Raw genomic sequence first — 18,873 nt, 5'->3', positions numbered from 1 at the left:
ACCGGTAGACTGGAAGCTAATCCCGCCCCATTCGTGGGGACCGCCGGGACAAGCTGAGCAACGCTGATCAAGGCTTACCAACGCAACATGCCGCAGCCGCTCCGGCAAACCGCCGACGAGCCTGGCTCGTGCTGTGCCAGAAAGGGCGCTTCGTGGCCGATTCCGGCAACCCCAACGAGAACATCCCGTCCACCGGCGTCGGCGTCAACGGCGAGGTCACCGCCTCGTACGACGCCAGCGCCATCACCGTCCTCGAGGGTCTGGACGCGGTTCGCAAGCGACCCGGTATGTACATCGGCTCGACCGGCGAGCGCGGCCTGCACCACCTCGTACAGGAGGTCGTCGACAACTCCGTCGACGAGGCGCTGGCCGGGCACGCGGACACCATCGACGTGACGATCCTGGCCGACGGCGGCGTGCGCGTCGTCGACAACGGCCGTGGCATCCCGGTGGGCATCCACCCCGTCGAGAAGAAGCCGGCCGTCGAGGTCGTCCTCACCGTGCTGCACGCGGGCGGCAAGTTCGGCGGCGGCGGTTACGCCGTCTCCGGTGGTCTGCACGGCGTCGGTGTCTCCGTCGTGAACGCGCTGTCGTTCAAGCTGGCCGTGGAGATCAGGACCGACGGCTACCGCTGGACGCAGGAGTACAAGGCAGGCGCGCCCACCGCTCCGCTGGAGCGGCACGAGGCCACCGACGAGACCGGTACCTCGGTCACGTTCTGGGCCGACCCGGACATCTTCGAGACCACCGTGTACTCCTTCGAGACGCTCTCGCGGCGCTTCCAGGAGATGGCCTTCCTCAACAAGGGCCTGACCATCAAGCTCACGGACGAGCGTGAGTCGGCGAAGGCCACCGCCGGTGCGGACGAGGCGGGCGAGGACGAGAAGCACGAGGTCAAGACCGTCTCGTACCACTACGAAGGCGGCATCGTCGACTTCGTGAAGTACCTCAACTCCCGTAAGGGAGAGGCGGTCCACCCCTCCATCATCGACCTCGAGGCCGAGGACAAGGAGCGCAACCTCTCGCTCGAGGTCGCGATGCAGTGGAACGGCGGCTACACCGAGGGTGTGTACTCGTTCGCCAACATCATCCACACGCATGAGGGCGGTACGCACGAAGAGGGCTTCCGCGCGGCGCTGACGAACCTGATCAACAAGTACGCGCGCGACAAGAAGCTGCTCCGCGAGAAGGACGACAACCTCACGGGTGACGACATCCGCGAGGGTCTGACCGCGATCATCTCGATCAAGCTGAGCGAGCCGCAGTTCGAGGGCCAGACGAAGACCAAGCTGGGCAACACGGAGGCGAAGACCTTCGTGCAGAAGGCCGTCTACGAGCACCTCAACGACTGGCTGGACCGCAACCCGGTCGAGGCCGCGGACATCGTCCGCAAGGGCATCCAGGCGGCCACCGCGCGCGTGGCGGCCCGCAAGGCGCGTGACCTGACGCGTCGCAAGGGCCTGCTGGAGTCGGCGTCGCTGCCGGGCAAGCTGAGCGACTGCCAGTCCAACGACCCGACCAAGTGCGAGATCTTCATCGTCGAGGGTGACTCCGCCGGCGGCTCGGCCAAGTCCGGCCGTAACCCGCAGTACCAGGCGATCCTCCCGATCCGAGGCAAGATCCTCAACGTCGAGAAGGCGCGGATCGACAAGATCCTGCAGAACCAGGAGATCCAGGCGCTGATCTCGGCCTTCGGCACGGGTGTGCACGAGGACTTCGACATCGAGAAGCTCCGCTATCACAAGATCATCCTGATGGCGGACGCCGACGTCGACGGACAGCACATCTCCACCCTGCTGCTGACCTTCCTGTTCCGCTTCATGCGGCCGCTGGTCGAGGCCGGGCACGTGTACCTCTCCCGTCCCCCGCTGTACAAGATCAAGTGGGGCCGGGACGACATCGAGTACGCGTACTCGGACCGTGAGCGCGACGCGCTGATCGAGATGGGGCGCCAGCGCGGCAAGCGCGTGCGCGAGGACTCGATCCAGCGCTTCAAGGGTCTCGGCGAGATGAACGCCGAGGAGCTGCGCGTGACCACCATGGACATCGAGCACCGCGTCCTCGGTCAGGTCACGCTCGACGACGCCGCCCAGGCCGACGACCTGTTCTCGGTCCTGATGGGCGAGGACGTCGAGGCCCGCCGCGCGTTCATCCAGCGCAACGCCAAGGACGTCCGCTTCCTCGACATCTGAGTCGGTCTCAGCTGACCGCACCAGGAAGGATCTTCACCAGCAATGGCCGACGAGAACACCCCTGTCACGCCCGAGGGCGTCGAAGGTGACACCACGGTCCGCATCGAGCCCGTCGGGCTCGAGACGGAGATGCAGCGCTCGTATCTCGACTACGCGATGTCCGTCATCGTCTCCCGCGCGCTGCCGGACGTCCGGGACGGCCTCAAGCCCGTCCACCGCCGCGTCCTGTACGCCATGTACGACGGCGGCTACCGCCCCGAGCGCGGCTTCTACAAGTGCGCCCGTGTCGTCGGCGACGTCATGGGCAACTACCACCCGCACGGCGACTCCTCGATCTACGACGCGCTGGTCCGCCTCGCGCAGCCGTGGTCGATGCGGATGCCGCTGGTGGACTCCAACGGCAACTTCGGTTCTCCCGGCAACGACCCGGCGGCCGCCATGCGGTACACCGAGTGCAAGATGATGCCGCTGTCCATGGAGATGGTCCGCGACATCGACGAGGAGACCGTCGACTTCACGGACAACTACGACGGCCGCTCCCAGGAGCCGACCGTCCTGCCCGCCCGCTTCCCGAACCTGCTGATCAACGGCTCGGCCGGCATCGCGGTCGGTATGGCGACCAACATCCCGCCGCACAACCTGCGCGAGGTCGCGGCCGGCGCCCAGTGGTACCTGGAGAACCCGGAGGCCTCGCACGAGGAGCTCCTGGACGCGCTCATGGAGCGGATCAAGGGCCCCGACTTCCCGACCGGCGCGCTCGTCGTGGGCCGCAAGGGCATCGAGGAGGCGTACCGCACGGGCCGTGGCTCGATCACCATGCGCGCGGTCGTCGAGGTCGAGGAGATCCAGAACCGCCAGTGCCTGGTGGTCACGGAGCTGCCGTACCAGACCAACCCCGACAACCTCGCGCAGAAGATCGCCGACCTGGTGAAGGACGGCAAGGTCGGCGGCATCGCGGACGTCCGGGACGAGACCAGCTCCCGTACCGGTCAGCGTCTGGTCATCGTGCTCAAGAGGGACGCGGTCGCCAAGGTCGTACTGAACAACCTCTACAAGCACACGGACCTCCAGTCGAACTTCAGCGCCAACATGCTGGCGCTGGTCGACGGCGTTCCGCGCACGCTGTCGCTGGACGCGTTCATCCGCCACTGGGTGACGCACCAGATCGAGGTCATCGTCCGCCGTACGCGCTTCAGGCTGCGCAAGGCCGAGGAGCGGGCGCACATCCTGCGCGGTCTGCTGAAGGCCCTGGACGCCATCGACGAGGTCATCGCGCTGATCCGGCGCAGCGACACCGTCGACATCGCGCGCACGGGCCTGATGGAGCTCCTGGAGATCGACGAGATCCAGGCCAACGCCATCCTCGAGATGCAGCTGCGCCGGCTGGCCGCCCTGGAGCGCCAGAAGATCATCCAGGAGCACGACGAACTCCAGGCGAAGATCACGGAGTACAACGCGATCCTGGCCTCGCCGGTCCGCCAGCGCGGCATCGTCAGCGAGGAACTCGCGGTCATCGTCGAGAAGTTCGGCGACGACCGCAAGACGATGCTGGTCCCCTACGACGGTGACATGTCCATCGAGGACCTGATCGCCGAGGAGGACATCGTCGTCACGGTCACGCGCGGCGGCTACGTCAAGCGCACCAAGACCGACGACTACCGCGCCCAGAAGCGCGGCGGCAAGGGCGTGCGCGGCACGAAGCTCAAGGAAGACGACATCGTCGACCACTTCTTCGTCTCCACGACCCACCACTGGCTGCTGTTCTTCACGAACAAGGGCCGGGTCTACCGGGCGAAGGCGTACGAGCTGCCCGACGCCGGCCGTGACGCGCGTGGACAGCATGTCGCGAACCTGCTGGCCTTCCAGCCGGACGAGGCGATCGCCGAGATCCTCGCGATCCGCACCTACGACGTGGCGCCGTACCTGGTGCTGGCCACGAAGGGCGGCTTGGTCAAGAAGACGGCTCTGAAGGATTACGATTCGCCGCGTTCCGGTGGTGTCATCGCGATCAACCTCCGGGAGACGGACGACGGTTCGGACGACGAACTGATCGGAGCCGAGCTTGTTTCGGCCGAGGACGATCTGCTCCTGATCAGCAAGAAGGCGCAATCGATCAGGTTCACTGCCACGGACGACGCATTGCGACCCATGGGCCGTGCGACCTCGGGTGTCAAGGGCATGAGTTTCCGTGAGGGAGACGAGCTGCTCTCGATGAATGTTGTTCGACCCGGTACGTTCGTGTTCACTGCCACAGACGGCGGGTACGCGAAGCGGACCGCCGTCGACGAATACCGCGTCCAGGGTCGCGGCGGCCTCGGCATCAAGGCCGCCAAGATCGTGGAGGACCGTGGTTCTCTCGTCGGCGCGCTGGTGGTCGAGGAGACCGACGAGATCCTCGCCATCACGCTGGGCGGCGGTGTGATTCGTACGCGAGTCAACGAGATCAGGGAGACGGGCCGTGACACCATGGGCGTCCAACTGATCAACCTGGGCAAGCGCGATGCCGTCGTCGGTATCGCACGTAACGCCGAGGCGGGACGCGAGGCGGAGGAGGTCGAAGGCGATGACGCCGTCGACGAGACCGCCGAGGGTACCGCGACCACCGGCACGGACGAGGGCGAGGCGCCCTCGACCGAGTAGCACGAGGAGTGAGTCAGCGTGAGCGGAGCCACGGGCGCCGGATCGTCCGGTACCTCTACCGGTTCTCAGGCCGGTACGGATACGGACGGCGGCGGCCGTGGCTCCGCCGCGCAGGCGACAGATTCGCACACGACCCAGCTCAAAGCGATCAAGTCGCCTGCGAAGGACTCACCCTCGCCCGACTCGCATGGATCCCAGGGGGGAACTGTGACGGACACCCGAGGCCCGCAGACCCAGCAGTACGCGGCCGGCGCGGGCCCGGCTGCTCCGGGCGCACAGCCGCCGCAGCAGGCTTCCGCCGAGCCGCCGGCTCCGTCCCCGCTGCCGGGGGAGCGCGGGCCCCAGCAGGCCGCCGGGCCGTACCACCCGCCGCAGGCCTACCCGGCGCAGGCCGCCGTCTCCGGGGGCGCCGTACGCCGCCCGCGCACCGGCGCGCGCACCACGCCGCGCACCCGCAAGGCACGGCTGCGGGTGGCCAAGGCCGACCCGTGGTCGGTGATGAAGGTCAGCTTCCTGCTCTCCATCGCGCTGGGCATCTGCACGATCGTGGCGGCCGCGGTGCTGTGGATGGTCATGGACGCGATGGGCGTCTTCTCGACCGTCGGCGGCACGATCTCCGAGGCGACCGGCTCCAACGAGTCGAACGGCTTCGACCTGCAGTCGTTCCTGTCGCTGCCGAACGTCCTGATGTTCACGACGATCATCGCGGTCATCGACGTCGTCCTCGCGACGGCTCTCGCGACCCTCGGCGCGTTCATCTACAACCTGTCCGCGGGCTTCGTCGGCGGTGTCGAGCTGACGCTCGCCGAGGACGAGTGACGAGCGGGCGGCATTAACTCCGATCGCCGTTTCAAACCTCTCCCGAGGGGCCGCGGACAACCGATTTTGGGACTGCCCGTGTCGTGCGCTAATCTTCAGGAGTCAGCGCGCGGGACACACACCGCAGAGCGCGGCGGGGCTATAGCTCAGTTGGTTAGAGCGCATCCCTGATAAGGATGAGGCCACAGGTTCAAATCCTGTTAGCCCCACCATCACGAAGACCCTCAGTCCATCGGACTGGGGGTCTTTTGGTTGCCGTTCAACTGGAGTGGCTCACCGGCCGCCGTCGGTTCCGACATGGAACCTCGTGAGGGCGAAGATGATCAGGAGGTCGAGTGTCATGACGGGGATGGACCACAGCGGGTAGTAGGGGACGAACATGAACTGGGTGATCAGGCTGATGCCTGCGGCCGCCGTACCGGCCCCGCGCCCCCAGCTCTTGTTGGTCACGACTCCCATGCCGGCGATGACGAGTGCCAGTCCGACCACGATGTGAATCCAGCCCCAAGCCGTCAGGTCGAATCGATAGGCGTACTGGGACGCGGCGAACAAGGTGTCCCCCGCGATGCCGGATGCTCCCATGAGAATGCTGAGCGGCCCGCTGAGCATCATCACGGCGCCGGCGAACAGGGACGCGCCGCTGAGTCTCCCGCTGTTGCCCGGCCCCCCATGCCCTCGCCGTGTCTCGCTCGATATCGCTGCCATGGCCGCCACCTTCCTGTACAGCACGGTCACCGCCGCACAGCGCCGCTGCGACGCCGAACCACGCTCCACTGTCAGGATCACCGCGATCCTTCGGCTCCGCGACTGCAACCGGCGGTGAGGACTCTGCGACCGATCTGAGGCACCCAAGCATGATGGCCCCCCCGGCCGATGGAGACCGGGGGGTGTCGCTGTGTGTACGTCTATGTAGCGGGCGTGTACGCAAGTTCGCCGTTACATCGCGGAGGGCGACGGTGGGTGAGGTGCCGTGACCTTCTGCTGTCCGTGCTGTCGTGCTGTCCGAGCCGTCCGTGCCGTCCGAGCCGCGCGGACTGTTCGAACTGTTCGCGCTGTCAGCGCTGGAGGGGCGTGGCCGGCTCGGCGGCCGAGTCGTCGCAAGGGGACGTGGCTCCGTCGGCCTCCTCCGTGTCCGCGTCCGCGGGCGGGCGGTGGCGGCAGCTGGGGGTCTTGCCGTGGGCCTCGGCGCGGATGCGCTGCTTCATCGTGGGGGGCAGGGACCTGGTGAAGGACCAGGGCCAGAGGGATGGCGCCAGTGCCGTGGCCTCGGTGCTGCTGTTGCGGGTCGGCTCGGTCTGCGGTACGGCCGCGGAGGCGGTCGTGGTGATGAGTCCGAGCGTCGTGCAGAGCGCCAGGAGGGCGGTGACGATGGCGGTCCACAGGTTCATGACCTTGTTCTGGGCCATGGCCCCTCACTTTCGGGTTGGGCGATTTGCGTACTTTCCTCATGATGTGTATGGCGGCTGCGAAATCATGGACCGACGCCCGTGGCGCGTCGATGTTCAGATGAACACCACTCGGATGGGTGCAAGAAGCCCGAAAACTGGAGGAGAGTGGAGAAGGAAGCCCAAAGTGACCCTCGGTGGAGATGTGATCACCCTCCGATCGGAGCGGCGTCATCCGGTTCTACTGCGGTGTGCAGGGCGGAAGTTGAGGGGCTGACGCAGGTCACCGATCGGTATCGGTCGGTGTGTATAGTCGGGCGCCAGAGGTCCCCTACGTCAAGGAAAGACGAGGTCGCACGGTGAAGAAGCTTCTCCTGGTCGCACTGGCCGCCATCGGCGGGCTCCTCGTGTACCGCCAGATCCAGGCGGATCGCGCCGAGCAGGATCTGTGGACGGAGGCGACCGACTCCGTGCCCACGGGTTCGTGAGTACCGACATCCGGTTCTGAACAGACCCCGGCCGCCTCGCGGTCGGGGTTTTGTGTTGCGCGAGACGCGGCCGGGCAGGATGAGCCACGATCAGGCGACGGCGAGGGGTGACGCGTGATGGGGCGGCGTACGGAGCGGTGGCGCGGCGTGTGCGCGGCTGTCGTGGGAACGGCCCTGGCCGCCCTTCTGCCCACACAGACCGCCCTCGCGGCGAGCACACCCGGCCCCTCCTACGAGTTCGCCCCCGACGCCCGGTCGGTCACAGGCGCCGCGACCGCCTCGGACGCCGAACCCCTCGCCATCGGTGAGACATACAGGAGCACCCTCCCCGCGAGCGGAAAGCTCTACTACCGCCTCGCACTCGACGAGACGTCGGACACGTACGTCTCCGTCACGGCCGTCCCGCGCGCGGGCACCACGGTTTCCGCCACCGGCGGCATCAGGGTGTACCTCCAGGACGCCGACAGCCGCTCCTGCTCCGTCGAGAGCGGCTACTTCGGAGCGAGCCGCAGTCCTCGGCCTGTCGTCGCCTGGGGAGCGCGGGAGACCTCCTCCAGGCGCAGCCTGTGCAAGGGCGCCGGCCTGTACTACGTACGCGTCGAGCGCCTCGACGGCACGGACGCCTCACCTGACGACTGGGACCTGGAGCTCGCCCCGGTGTCGGAGTCACGCCTGGACCGGGCCGAGGCGACGAGCGCGCCGCAGGGCTGGAACTCCGAGCCCCCACAGCCTCCGACGGGCCAGGCCGTACGACGTCCGGGCGGCGCGGGCTTCGACGAAGCGGTGTCGGTGAAGCAGGGGGTCTTGAGCACCGACATCGAGCCCGGACAGACGCTCTTCTACACAGTGCCGGTCGACTGGGGCCGGCAGATCCACGTCACCGCCGAACTGGGCGGCACCACGCGCGGCCGCTACGTGGGCAATGCGCTCACCGTGTCCCTGTACAACCCCGCGCGCGTGCCCGTCGACGACATGGGCATCGGCTACAACGGCACCCAGAGGACGGATTCCCTCGCCCCCTTGCCCCCGGTCGACTACGCCAACCGCTACGCCTCCTCCCGACAGGACAGAGCGATGCGGTTCGCCGGCTCGTACTACCTCGCCCTCCATCTCTCGACGGCCATGGCCGAGAAGTACGGCGACCAGCCGTTCGGCGTGACGCTGCGGGTGCGGGTCGACGGCACGCCCGAGGCGGCACCCGCGTACGCGGCGCCGTCCGAGCCTCGGGGCCTGTTCGAGGTGTCGGCACAGGACCGGGCCTCGGCGGCCGGGGGCGCGGCAGGCGATGCGGTGATGAAGGTGGTCGCCGTGGCGGGGATCGGGGGCGGGAGCCTGGTGCTGGTCGCCCTGGGGGCGTGGACGGTGGTGGCGCGGCGGAGGGCGGCCGGGGCCGTCGGGTAGGAGCGGGGGTTCTGGTGCCGTGAGCACTCAGATCCGGGTCAGTGCCCAGAAACCCACGGCGTAGCAGGCCAGCGCGAGAAGCAGCAGCGGGACGACCACCTTGGCCGGAGGGCCGGGGCGCCGTCGTGCCCTGCGCGCTCCTCTGCCTGCGCGGTGCCGCGAGATTTCCTGGGCCGGAGGTGGAACCTGCGGGACCTGAGCGGTGTACGAAGCAGTAGAGGCGTCGGCGCGCTGGAGCGGCGGGGGCGGCGTGGGATAGGGCGGCGCCTGCGGTCGGGGGGAGGGCAGGACATGCGTGGGGTCGTCGGGGGAGACGTGGGAAGGCTGGTGCTGCGCGCTCTGCTGTGCCTGTCCCGGTGTCTGGGCGTGCGGGGGGCGGGTCTGGGGGGAGGAGGCAGTGGCCTGCGGGGGTGGCAGAGGGAAGCTGCCGGTGTCCGACATGCTGGGCGGCCGTGTGGCACCGGAGGACTCGGGGAGGGACGCCGCCGACCGCGGTCCGGTGCTCTGACGGGGATCGGGGGGTACGGCACCGGGGGCGTGGCCCCGGCGCGGATCGGCCGACACGGAGTCGGTGCCGGGCCATGCGGAGTCGTCGTCCCGGGTGGGCGGCCGGACTCCGGTGCCTGGTCCGGGGGAGGCCTGCACGGGCGAGGGTAGGTCGGCACTCGGTTCTGGGGCGGCCTGCCCGGATGGCGGGAAGCCCGCACTCGGTCCCGCGTCGGTCGGCCCGGACGGCGGGAGGCCGGCACTCGGTCCGGGGGCAACCTGCCCGGACCGTGGCCCGGAGCCGGTTCCCGGCCCCGAGAAGTCCGAGGCCTGCAACGTGTCCGAGGACCCCGTCCGCACCCCCGGCGCGGGTTTGAGCGGTCCCGCCGGTCCGAATCCCGGTGGCAGCGGACCCAGTTGGTCGAAGATCTCGATCAGTTCGTCGTCGGGGCTCGGCTCCGGCAGGAGCTCCGCGGCCGCGGCGAGTGCCTTGCGCGCCCCCGTGGCGGTGCGGAACCGCGCCTGTGGATCCGGCTGCACCAGCGTGGCCACGACCTGCCACAGAGGCTCGGGAATGCCCTTGGGCGCACTCGGCGTCCCGTGCGCCGCGAAGTACTGGACGAGAGCCTTGGCGTCCGGCTTGGCGCCCTCCAAGAGATACAGCGCGACCAGACCGACGGCGAACAGATCGGCGGGGAAGTCCGGCTCCGAGCCCATCATCTGCTCGGGCGAGATGTAACCCGGCGTCCCCACCACGAGGTTGGTCTCCGTCAGCCGCGGTTCGCCCAGCCGCATCGCGATGCCGAAGTCGGACAGCCGCAGCCGGGGCCGACCGGTACCGGTGGCCTCCAGCAGCACGTTGGCGGGCTTGATGTCCCGGTGCACCACATCCTCCGCGTGCACCGCCGCCAGCCCCGAGAGCAGCTGGTCGAGGAGCGTGCACACGAAGGACGGCGGCAGGGGACCGTAGTCCCCGATCAGATGGGCCAGCGAACCACCGCCGACCAGATCCATGGTGAACAGGACCTTGTCGTCGTCGGCGGCCCAACTGGCGGGCGCGAGCACATGAGGGTGGTCGATCCGCAGCGCCTGTTCGCGGACGAAGCGCAGCAGCGAGTGCGCGTCGCTCTGCTGCAACACCTTGGCGGCGACATACCGACGGCGGCGGTGGTCCCAGGCGCGCCACACGGCGCCGACACCTCCACGGCCGATCGGATCGACGAGTTCGTACCGGCCGGCGAAGACCTCACCCATGGCTGTGCGTCGCTCCTCCCCCTGCGGTCTCCCCCCTTGCCTCCCCCTCCGCGAGCGATACGACTCCCGCCGCACCGCTCCGGGACGAGTGACACCCCTCGCACCGCTCTCCGGCGAGTGACACGGCCCGTTCCCCGGCCGGTGAGTGACACGCCCCCACGTGTCCCTCCCGGAAGAGCGACGACTCCCGTGCCCTCTCCGCGCGGCGCGACCCCCTCGCGCCTCCTCGGCCGTCGGCCCGGCTGCCGAACCCCCTTCGGTGACCGGGCCGCCGCGGGGTCAGCTCTGGTGGGACTGGTAGTGCGAGACCGCGTCGGAGGTGCGGCCCGCGCCGTAGACCCGGAGGAACTCTGCCAGTTCCGGATGGGTCGGGGCGAGGGTGTCCGCCGCGTCGATGATGTCCCCCGCGGCCGCGACCGACCGCAGCAGCGACTGGATCTCACGGACGACCCGCTTGACCGTCGGTGCTCCCGAACTGCTGGTCGTGGTCGTGGCGTTGCTGAGCACCGAGCCCCCTTGCGACTTCTTGATCTCGTCCATCCGCTCGGTCGCCTCGGCGGCGCTGACGCTGCCGTCCGCGACCTGCCTCGCCAGGTCCTGGAGCAGTTGCACCCGCTGGACCACGGCCGGATTGCCGATCTTCGCCCGCTGACCGCTCATCAGCTGCGACAGCATCGGTGCGGACAGTCCCAGCACCCCCGCGAGACGAGCCTGGTTGAGACCAAGATCGTCGATGAGCTTACGGAAGAGCGCCCCCAGCGGCTCCCCGTACCAGTTCCGCTGCAGTTCCCGCGCTCTTGCGGTCGCTTCCTGCTGTGCGGCGTCCATTGCGTCTCCCCATCGCTTCCCCAAATACCGCGGTTCGCTGTAGCGAACCACGCCGAGCATCTTACGGAGAGTGGTCGTTCATCGGGACCCCCAATCTTTTTGCGAGATACCCGGGGCGACCCGGTACTCTGGTCTGCGACGCCCACCGGTATGAGTCACTTCCGGTCGGACGCTCCTCTTCCGGGGCCTTAGCTCAGTTGGTAGAGCGCTGTCTTTGCATGGCAGATGTCAGGGGTTCGACTCCCCTAGGCTCCACACCTCGGACCGGTCAGACGCCCTTCGCGGCGTCTGACCGGTTCTTGCATGTGCCGGTTTTTCACGCGACGGATCCGCGTGTGCGACGGGTGTGGACGAAGAGGGGCTTCTCAGGTGACGTGAGTCACTTGGAGACGCCCGAGGCGTTGCAGATATTTGCGCAAACGTGAGCGTCGGCAGAGTGCGGAAATCTGTCGCGCGAGGAGCCGACGAGATGGCGGAGCCGATGCTTCCGCTGGTGGAGGCCTTGTGGGGACTGGTGAGAGCGTGTGCTGGTAACCAGGGCGATGCTCACCGTCAACACAGTCTGTGCGGAACTTGCACACCTGAACCGTTGCAAACGTCATCGTGGGTGCAGAGGGCAAGCATCCGCTGTTCCACGTGAAACATCGCTGTGGGGCAGCAGACCCTCAAGTCTCCTGCCCCACAGCGGTGTTCGGACTGCCGGACGTCAGGGGCGGTCGTCGCGGTGCGCGGCCTCCTCCTCGGCCTCCTTGGCCTGCACCTCGGGGTCGAGCACGGACTGGCCGCTGCCGTCGACCGACGTCAGCCGGCTCGACTCCGGGACCTCCGTCGCGGCGGGCGGCTCGACCAGCCAGTCGGGGTTGGCCTGCTTGTCCCACCACTTCCAGGCGGCGTAGGCACCGCCCGCGAGGACACCCGCGATCGCCAGCGCCTTGGCGAGACGGCCGGCCCTCGCCCGGCGCTGATGCTTACGGGCCAGCTTCTCGATCTCCTTGGCCGAGACCTGACCGCGCAACGCGAGCAGCGCGGCCGCACCACGGGATGCGGCCTCGTCCCTCACGGGCCCGGCCGCGGCCACGGCCTGCTCGATCCTCGGACGTGAATAGTCGGCGGCCTGCCGGGCAGCCTTGCGGGTGCGGACGGCAGCCTCATGGGCGGCCTGGTCGACCTTCGGCGGCACATGCGTCAGGGCCTGTTCCAGACGCGGCGCGAGATGCGCGTCGTACTGGACGCGGGCCTGCTCCGCCGCCTGCGACACCTTCGGCGCGAGCCGTACGCGTGCCTCGTGTGTGTAGTGAGCGGCCCTGTCCTTGGCCGTGTCGGCGTAGGGCGCCACCACTTCCGCGGCGTGCAGCACGCTGTCCTTCGCCGAACCGGTCGCGGCGCGCACGCTGTCGATGCGGGTCACGGGAATCCTCCTCCTCGGTGGCGTACGGTAATTCGACTTTCCACCCTTTTACGGATCATGCCTGCCAACGGGCACTTGGGCATGTGAGGGCGGGCATCCGGGTCATGGGCGCTGACTCCGGACGATCTCCGATCAAGCGCTGCTGAAGAACTGATCACATGCAATAGCGGATGAATACGGGGCAACGGGAGCTTGTCGTCGACAATGCCACGGATCGCCGACGAACGCTCCCGGCCCGGGACTACTCGACCGGTTTTCTGCAGGCGACGCCCCGCAACGGATGCCCGCAGGAGGACGACGAGCGACGGATCCCGTGGACCGTGCGAGGATCGGGGAGTCACAGAAAGACGACGGAAGGCAGATCGTGGCCGAGCATCTCTACGCCACCCTGAAGACCAACCACGGCGACATCGAGGTCCGGCTCCTCCCGAACCACGCGCCGATCACGGTCAGGAACTTCGTCGAGCTCGCCACGGGTGAGCGCGAGTGGACCAACCCCGCCACCGGCGAGAAGTCCACGGCCAGGCTCTACGACGGCACGGTCTTCCACCGCGTCATCAGCGGCTTCATGATCCAGGGCGGCGACCCCCTCGGCAACGGCACCGGCGGCCCGGGCTACCAGTTCCAGGACGAGTTCCACCCGGACCTCTCCTTCGACAGGCCCTACCTCCTGGCCATGGCCAACGCCGGCCCGGGCACCAACGGCTCGCAGTTCTTCGTCACCGTCGGCCCCACGACGTGGCTGAACCGCAAGCACACCATCTTCGGCGAGGTCGTCGACGCGGGCAGCCAGAAGGTCGTCGACGCCATCGCGGGCACGCAGACCAACCCGCGCACCGACCGCCCCCTCAACGACGTCGTCATCGAGTCGGTCGTCGTCGAGACCCGCAAGGGCTGATACACCGAGCCCCGCCAGGGAACCAAACGCCCCGCTCGTCCGTAAGGATGGGCGGGGCGGTTTCATTGCATACGACGACTTAGGGGACCCGATGGACCAGGCGCCAGGCAGCCCGCAGGGCCCGGAGGACCGAGGCCCCCAGCAAGCCGACGGCCTGCCCGGCTGCTACCGCCACCCCGACCGCGAGACCGGCATCCGCTGCACCCGCTGCGAACGCCCGATCTGCCCCGAGTGCATGGTCAGCGCCTCCGTCGGCTTCCAGTGCCCCGACTGCGTCCGCGGCGGCTCCGGCACCGGCCACCGCCCCGACGCCGCGATGCCCCGCACGATCGCCGGCGGCACGGTCGCGGCCGACCCCCGATTGGTCACCAAGATCCTCGTCGGGATCAACCTCGCCGTGTTCATCGCCGTTCGGACGTCGGACGCACTGCTCAGTGATCTTGTGCTCATCGGCGCCTGGCCGCCGGCCCCGTTCACACCCACCGCGGGGGTGGCGGACGGTCAGTGGTACCGCCTGGTCACTTCGATGTTCACGCACCAGGAGATCTGGCACATCGCCTTCAACATGCTGAGCCTGTGGTGGCTCGGCGGCCCACTGGAGGCGGCCCTCGGCCGTGCCCGCTATCTCGCGCTCTACCTGGTGTCCGGCCTCGCCGGCAGCGTCCTGGCCTATCTGCTGGAGTCCCCGACCACGGCCACGCTCGGCGCCTCCGGCGCCATCTTCGGCCTGTTCGGCGCCACCGCCGTCCTGATGCGCCGGCTCAACTACGACATGCGGCCGATCATCGCGCTCCTGGTGATCAACCTGATCTTCACCTTCAACCCGGCGTTCGACATCTCCTGGCAGGCCCACATCGGCGGCCTCGTCGGAGGCGTGGTGATCGGCTACGCCATGGTGCACGCCCCACGCGAGCGACGGGCCCTCATCCAGTACGGCACCTGCGCTCTGGTCCTGGCCCTGGTCGTCGTATTGACGCTGGTGAGGACGGCTCAGCTCACCTGAGCGGGGCAGTTGTCCACAGCGGGTGGCGAATCTTGTGCATAGTGTGCACGAACAACTGTGCCCCCTGCCGTCGACCGGTGTTTGCGCAGGTCAGGCAGGGGGCGAACAGGCTTGCGGGGGCCGGTGTGGCAGTCGTACCGGCGTCAACTCTCTGTGGGTTATCCACAGATCGTCGTTCTATCCCCAGGGCCTGTGGATATTCTCGCGATCTGTGGATAACTCAGCGAATAGCCCTGGGCAGAGCTACTTCCACTGTGTGGAGACGCCGAATCCCGCGGCGATGAAGCCGAAGCCCACCACGATGTTCCAGTTGTCGAGCTTGTCGATGGGCAGCGAGCCGTCCGTCACATAGAAGACGACGATCCAGGCCAGCCCGATGACGAACAGGGCCAACATGACGGGCGCGACCCAGGCGCGGCTGTTCAGCTTGATGCTGGTCGCCTGCTTCGCCGGCGGCGGCGTGTAATCAGCCTTCTTGCGGATACGTGACTTCGGCACGAGGGTCTCTCCTGTCGATGCGCTGCGTGGCCGCGCAGGTAACTAGGTCGGGCTCGGGGCAGCGTACAAGGGGACACTTAGTGCTCCCCCGGGCGTCCGTTAGCGTAGTGCTTCCGCGGCGCCGAAGGAGATAAGGGTACGTTGAGCAATTCTGCCGACTCCCCCCAGGCCGGATCCAGTCCTGTCCGCAAACGGGGTTTCCGTCCCGTGCGGCTGCTCACGGTGGCCGTCTTCGCTCTCGCGGGCCTCATCTTCTTCACCAGCTTCAATACGGCCAAGGGCACCAATATCCGTACGGATGCCTCGTTGCTGAAGCTCTCCGACCTCATCCTGGAGCGCAGCCACAAGAACGGTCAGCTGGACGAGACCAACGGGACGCTCAGGGACGACGTCGAGGCGCTGGCCGAGCGGGACGACGGCAGTACCCAGGCCGAGGACGACAAGCTGGCGGCGCTGGAGAAGAGGGCGGGGACGCAGAAGCTGAAGGGCGAGGCGATCTCGGTCACGCTCAACGACGCCCCGCCGGACGCCACCGCCAAGCTCCCCGGCTATCCCGAGCCGCAGCCGGACTACCTGGTCATCCACCAGCAGGACCTCCAGGCCGTGGTGAACGCCCTGTGGCAGGCCGGCGCCCAGGGCATCAAGGTCATGGACCAGCGGCTGATCTCCACCAGCGCCGTGCGCTGCGTGGGCAACACGCTCATCCTCCAGGGCCGGGTCTACTCGCCGCCGTACAAGATCACGGCGGTCGGGGACCCGGAGAAGCTGAAGGAGTCGCTCGCGGCGAGCCCGGCGATCCAGAACTACATGGTGTACGTCAACGTCTACGGACTCGGCTGGAAAGTCGAGGACGAAGGGACGGTGACTCTGCCCGGCTACTCGGGCACAGTGGATCTGCAGTACGCCAAGCCTGTGGAGTAGGTCCCTTCTGGAGCCGCCGGTGCGTGTCGTCGTCAGGACCGTCAGCGAACTCTGCATCACCGTCGGCACCGTCATAGTCCTCTTCGTGGTCTACGTGCTGTTCTGGACCGGCGTGAAGGCCGACGACGTCATGGGCGAGCAGATCGACCAGCTCCAGGACCAGTGGGCGAAGGGGAACGTCGAGCAGCCCAAGGCCACAGGGGGCGCCGAAGCGACTCCGGCCGCGCCGGCGGCGTACAAGAGCGGCAAGCCCTTCGCGATCATGTACATCCCGCGGCTTGGTTTCACGTGGAACAAGCCCGTGCTGGAGGGGACGGCCGTCGGCACCCTGAAGAAGGGGCTCGGCCACTACGCGCGGACCGCGCGGCTCGGGGAGAAGGGGAACTTCTCGGTGGCCGGTCACCGGCGTACGTACGGCGACCCCTTCAAGGACTTTCCCAAGCTGCGGCGCGGGGACGCGGTGGTGCTGACGGACGGGACAACTTGGTTCACGTATCGGATCGACAAAGGGCCCTACAAAACCGTGCCCACGGACGTTGAGGTGATCGATCCTGTGCCACGTAAGTCGGGGTATACGCGGTCGGGCCGCTATCTCACCCTGACCACGTGCGATCCGGAGTGGGGCCACAGTCACCGGCTGATCGTGTGGGCGCACCTGGACTCCACACAGCCTGTGGAGGAAGGGAAGCCGACGGCCCTGCGCCGTTAGTCTGGTGCGGTACGGCGTGAGTCTGGTGCCGTGGTGCGACGGAAGGGACGGCATGTACGGCTGGATCTGGCGGCATCTGCCAGGGAACGCGTGGGTGAGGGCATTGATCTCACTCGTGCTGGTGCTTGCTGTGGTCTACGTCCTGTTCCAGTACGTCTTCCCGTGGGCCGAACCGCTGCTGCCCTTCAACGATGTGACGGTGGACAACCAGTGAGTGCGCGGATTCTCGTCGTCGACAACTACGACAGCTTCGTCTTCAACCTGGTGCAGTACCTGTACCAGCTGGGCGCCGAGTGCGAGGTGCTGCGCAACGACGAGGTGTCCACGGCGCACGCCCAGGACGGCTTCGACGGTGTGCTGCTGTCGCCGGGCCCCGGGACGCCGGAGGAGGCGGGCGTCTGCATCGAGATGGTCCGCCACTGCGCGGCCACCGGGGTGCCCGTCTTCGGCGTGTGCCTGGGGATGCAGTCGATGCAGGTGGCGTACGGCGGTGTCGTGGACCGGGCGCCGGAGCTGCTGCACGGCAAGACGTCGCTGGTGGAGCACGAGGGCAAGGGCGTCTTCGCGGGCCTGCCGACCCCCTTCACCGCGACCCGCTACCACTCCCTCGCCGCTGAACCGGAGACGGTGCCGGGCGAGCTGGAGGTGACCGCGCGGACGCACGACGGGATCATCATGGGGCTGCGCCACCGTGAACTGCCGGTCGAGGGTGTGCAGTTCCACCCCGAGTCGGTGCTGACGGAACACGGGCACCGGATGCTGGCCAACTGGCTGGTGGAGTGCGGCGACCAGGGTGCGGTGGCGAGAAGCGCGGGGCTGGCCCCGGTGGTGGGCAGGGCCTCGGCGTGACCGCACTGCGCCCCGAGCGCGAGTCCGGTACCTCGTACGGGGAGCAGTCGTACGAGGGTGCCGGTGTGCTTGGGGAGTGGTACGACAGCGCGTCGTACGACGCGGGGGGCGGTGCGGGGGTCGATGAGCCCTGGGTGCCGCCGGCCGACGACGAGACGGTGGCGTTGCGGATACCGGAGCCACCGCCGACGCGAATAGACGGGGCCGTGTCGGCGTCTGGACCGGCGTCTGACGCCTCGTCCGCCACAGGAGCCCCCGGAACCCCTGCGGGGGGCCGTGCGGCCCGCAGGAAGGCCGCCAAGCGCCGTGGTGGGCGTCATGGGGGTGGAGCGAAGCCTGCCGCGGAGTCGGCGGAGGAGCAGACGTCGGCTGCGCCGCTCTCCCGTGTCGAGGCCCGGCGGCAGGCGCGGGCGCGCAAGCCCGGTCCTGCGGTGCTGGCGAGCCGGGCGGTCGGTGAGGTGTTCATCACGACCGGCGTCCTGATGCTGCTGTTCGTCACCTACCAGTTGTGGTGGACGAACGTGCGGGCGCACGCCCAGGCCGGCAAGGAGGCGAGCACGCTCCAGAACGAGTGGGCGAGCGGGAAGCGGGCGCCGGGCGAGTTCGAGCCGGGGCAGGGGTTCGCGCTGCTGCACATTCCCAAGCTGGACGTGGTCGTGCCGATAGCGGAGGGCGTCAGCAACAAGAAGGTGCTCGACCGGGGCATGGTCGGGCACTACTCCGAGGGCGCGCTGAAGACGGCCATGCCGAGCGCGAAGACCGGGAACTTCGGGCTCGCGGGGCATCGGAACACTCATGGCGAGCCGTTCCGGTACATCAACAGGCTCAGCAAGGGTGACGAGATCGTCGTGGAGACGCAGGACGACTACTTCGTCTACAAGATGACGTCCTCGCTGCCGGTGACGGCGCCGAGCAACACCAGCGTGCTGAATCCGGTTCCTCCGCAGTCGGGTTTCACCGAGCCGGGCCGTTACATCACCCTTACGACCTGCACGCCGGAGTTCACCAGCAAGTACCGGTTGATCGTCTGGGGCAAGATGGTCGAGGACCGGCCGCGCAGCAAGGGCAAGCCGGATGCGCTCGTCCAGTAAGGG

Annotated in this window: 18 protein-coding genes and 2 tRNA genes; 14 read left to right on the top strand and 6 right to left on the bottom strand. The window is 68.2% G+C overall.

Annotation, left to right across the window (positions count from 1 at the left end):
- Positions 1-152: 152 nt before the first annotated feature.
- From gyrB to ACFY0U_RS11555, 4 genes are all read left to right on the top strand, one after another.
- A complete protein-coding gene (gene gyrB / locus ACFY0U_RS11570) occupies positions 153-2,192 on the top strand; it encodes a DNA topoisomerase (ATP-hydrolyzing) subunit B (protein WP_388633710.1) in 2,040 nt (679 codons plus the stop codon).
- Between the two features lie 42 nt (positions 2,193-2,234).
- Positions 2,235-4,832, top strand: coding sequence for a DNA gyrase subunit A (gyrA, locus tag ACFY0U_RS11565; RefSeq protein WP_388633707.1), 2,598 nt, complete (start codon positions 2,235-2,237; stop codon positions 4,830-4,832).
- 18 nt (positions 4,833-4,850) lie between these two features.
- Complete coding sequence (locus ACFY0U_RS11560) at positions 4,851-5,651, top strand: DUF3566 domain-containing protein (RefSeq protein WP_388633704.1); 801 nt, start codon at positions 4,851-4,853, stop codon at positions 5,649-5,651.
- A gap of 135 nt (positions 5,652-5,786) precedes the next feature.
- A tRNA-Ile gene (locus ACFY0U_RS11555) sits at positions 5,787-5,863 on the top strand.
- A 61-nt stretch (positions 5,864-5,924) separates the two neighbouring features.
- On the opposite strand, the gene ACFY0U_RS11550 is transcribed toward ACFY0U_RS11555, so the two are convergent.
- Together ACFY0U_RS11550 and ACFY0U_RS11545 are read right to left on the bottom strand one after the other, a co-directional pair.
- The gene (locus ACFY0U_RS11550; RefSeq protein WP_388633702.1) at positions 5,925-6,356 is read right to left on the bottom strand and encodes a hypothetical protein; all 432 of its coding nucleotides are present in this window, start codon (positions 6,354-6,356) and stop codon (positions 5,925-5,927) included.
- Between the two features lie 350 nt (positions 6,357-6,706).
- Positions 6,707-7,057 (bottom strand): DUF6344 domain-containing protein, encoded by a 351-nt coding sequence (locus tag ACFY0U_RS11545; protein WP_388633699.1) that lies wholly within the window; start codon positions 7,055-7,057, stop codon positions 6,707-6,709.
- 338 nt (positions 7,058-7,395) lie between these two features.
- Between ACFY0U_RS11545 and ACFY0U_RS11540 the strand changes: the two genes are divergently transcribed.
- Both ACFY0U_RS11540 and ACFY0U_RS11535 read left to right on the top strand, forming a co-directional pair.
- Entirely contained in the window at positions 7,396-7,524 is a 129-nt protein-coding gene (locus tag ACFY0U_RS11540; protein WP_003999697.1) for a DLW-39 family protein, read from the top strand.
- Between the two features lie 117 nt (positions 7,525-7,641).
- Positions 7,642-8,925: a hypothetical protein gene (locus ACFY0U_RS11535; RefSeq protein ID WP_388633697.1), complete on the top strand. Its 1,284-nt coding sequence runs from the start codon at positions 7,642-7,644 to the stop codon at positions 8,923-8,925.
- 27 nt (positions 8,926-8,952) lie between these two features.
- Here ACFY0U_RS11535 and ACFY0U_RS11530 read toward each other — a convergent pair whose 3' ends face one another.
- Together ACFY0U_RS11530 and ACFY0U_RS11525 are read right to left on the bottom strand one after the other, a co-directional pair.
- Positions 8,953-10,665, bottom strand: coding sequence for a protein kinase (locus tag ACFY0U_RS11530; RefSeq protein WP_388633694.1), 1,713 nt, complete (start codon positions 10,663-10,665; stop codon positions 8,953-8,955).
- Positions 10,666-10,944: 279 nt separating this feature from the next.
- Entirely contained in the window at positions 10,945-11,493 is a 549-nt protein-coding gene (locus tag ACFY0U_RS11525; protein ID WP_388633691.1) for a helix-turn-helix domain-containing protein, read from the bottom strand.
- A gap of 182 nt (positions 11,494-11,675) precedes the next feature.
- Between ACFY0U_RS11525 and ACFY0U_RS11520 the strand changes: the two genes are divergently transcribed.
- A tRNA-Ala gene (locus tag ACFY0U_RS11520) sits at positions 11,676-11,748 on the top strand.
- A 451-nt stretch (positions 11,749-12,199) separates the two neighbouring features.
- Here ACFY0U_RS11520 and ACFY0U_RS11515 read toward each other — a convergent pair.
- A complete protein-coding gene (locus ACFY0U_RS11515) occupies positions 12,200-12,901 on the bottom strand; it encodes a DUF5324 family protein (protein WP_388633688.1) in 702 nt (233 codons plus the stop codon).
- Positions 12,902-13,265: 364 nt separating this feature from the next.
- On the opposite strand from ACFY0U_RS11515, the gene ACFY0U_RS11510 reads away from it, so the two are divergent.
- The gene (locus ACFY0U_RS11510; protein ID WP_388633685.1) at positions 13,266-13,799 is read left to right on the top strand and encodes a peptidylprolyl isomerase; all 534 of its coding nucleotides are present in this window, start codon (positions 13,266-13,268) and stop codon (positions 13,797-13,799) included.
- Between the two features lie 91 nt (positions 13,800-13,890).
- On the top strand, positions 13,891-14,802 hold the full coding sequence (locus tag ACFY0U_RS11505; RefSeq protein WP_388633682.1) for a rhomboid family intramembrane serine protease: 912 nt from the start codon (positions 13,891-13,893) through the stop codon (positions 14,800-14,802).
- Between the two features lie 243 nt (positions 14,803-15,045).
- Here the strand turns inward: ACFY0U_RS11505 and crgA are convergent, their stop codons facing one another.
- The gene (gene crgA / locus ACFY0U_RS11500; protein ID WP_171146594.1) at positions 15,046-15,300 is read right to left on the bottom strand and encodes a cell division protein CrgA; all 255 of its coding nucleotides are present in this window, start codon (positions 15,298-15,300) and stop codon (positions 15,046-15,048) included.
- Between the two features lie 141 nt (positions 15,301-15,441).
- On the opposite strand from crgA, the gene ACFY0U_RS11495 reads away from it, so the two are divergent.
- Genes ACFY0U_RS11495 through ACFY0U_RS11475 form a run of 5 tightly spaced genes read left to right on the top strand, consistent with a single transcriptional unit; the run spans position 15,442 to position 18,870 of the window.
- On the top strand, positions 15,442-16,221 hold the full coding sequence (locus ACFY0U_RS11495; protein ID WP_388633678.1) for a DUF881 domain-containing protein: 780 nt from the start codon (positions 15,442-15,444) through the stop codon (positions 16,219-16,221).
- A gap of 19 nt (positions 16,222-16,240) precedes the next feature.
- The gene (locus tag ACFY0U_RS11490; protein WP_388633676.1) at positions 16,241-16,930 is read left to right on the top strand and encodes a class E sortase; all 690 of its coding nucleotides are present in this window, start codon (positions 16,241-16,243) and stop codon (positions 16,928-16,930) included.
- A 16-nt stretch (positions 16,931-16,946) separates the two neighbouring features.
- Positions 16,947-17,144 carry a hypothetical protein gene (locus ACFY0U_RS11485; protein WP_198948647.1) on the top strand — a complete coding sequence of 66 codons (198 nt, stop codon included), beginning with the start codon at positions 16,947-16,949 and terminating at the stop codon, positions 17,142-17,144.
- Positions 17,141-17,779 carry an aminodeoxychorismate/anthranilate synthase component II gene (locus ACFY0U_RS11480; protein WP_388633674.1) on the top strand — a complete coding sequence of 213 codons (639 nt, stop codon included), beginning with the start codon at positions 17,141-17,143 and terminating at the stop codon, positions 17,777-17,779. The genes ACFY0U_RS11485 and ACFY0U_RS11480 overlap by 4 nt, the downstream gene beginning before the upstream one ends.
- On the top strand, positions 17,776-18,870 hold the full coding sequence (locus ACFY0U_RS11475; protein WP_388633672.1) for a class E sortase: 1,095 nt from the start codon (positions 17,776-17,778) through the stop codon (positions 18,868-18,870). Before ACFY0U_RS11480 ends, ACFY0U_RS11475 begins: the two co-directional genes overlap by 4 nt.
- Positions 18,871-18,873 lie beyond the last annotated feature (3 nt).

The organism is Streptomyces sp. NPDC001536 (assembly GCF_042894505.1).
Lineage (GTDB): Bacteria > Actinomycetota > Actinomycetes > Streptomycetales > Streptomycetaceae > Streptomyces.
This window is presented reverse-complemented; position numbering and strand designations above follow the sequence as displayed.

Excerpts from the sequence above, each read along its gene's own strand:
- ACFY0U_RS11505 (WP_388633682.1), top strand. The coding sequence starts at position 13,891 with ATGGACCAGGCGCCAGGCAGCCCGCAGGGCCCGGAGGACCGAGGCCCC.
- ACFY0U_RS11550 (WP_388633702.1), bottom strand. The coding sequence starts at position 6,356 with ATGGCAGCGATATCGAGCGAGACACGGCGAGGGCATGGGGGGCCGGGC.
- ACFY0U_RS11545 (WP_388633699.1), bottom strand. The coding sequence starts at position 7,057 with ATGGCCCAGAACAAGGTCATGAACCTGTGGACCGCCATCGTCACCGCC.
- ACFY0U_RS11530 (WP_388633694.1), bottom strand. The coding sequence starts at position 10,665 with ATGGGTGAGGTCTTCGCCGGCCGGTACGAACTCGTCGATCCGATCGGC.
- gyrA (WP_388633707.1), top strand. The coding sequence starts at position 2,235 with ATGGCCGACGAGAACACCCCTGTCACGCCCGAGGGCGTCGAAGGTGAC.
- ACFY0U_RS11525 (WP_388633691.1), bottom strand. The coding sequence starts at position 11,493 with ATGGACGCCGCACAGCAGGAAGCGACCGCAAGAGCGCGGGAACTGCAG.
- ACFY0U_RS11535 (WP_388633697.1), top strand. The coding sequence starts at position 7,642 with ATGGGGCGGCGTACGGAGCGGTGGCGCGGCGTGTGCGCGGCTGTCGTG.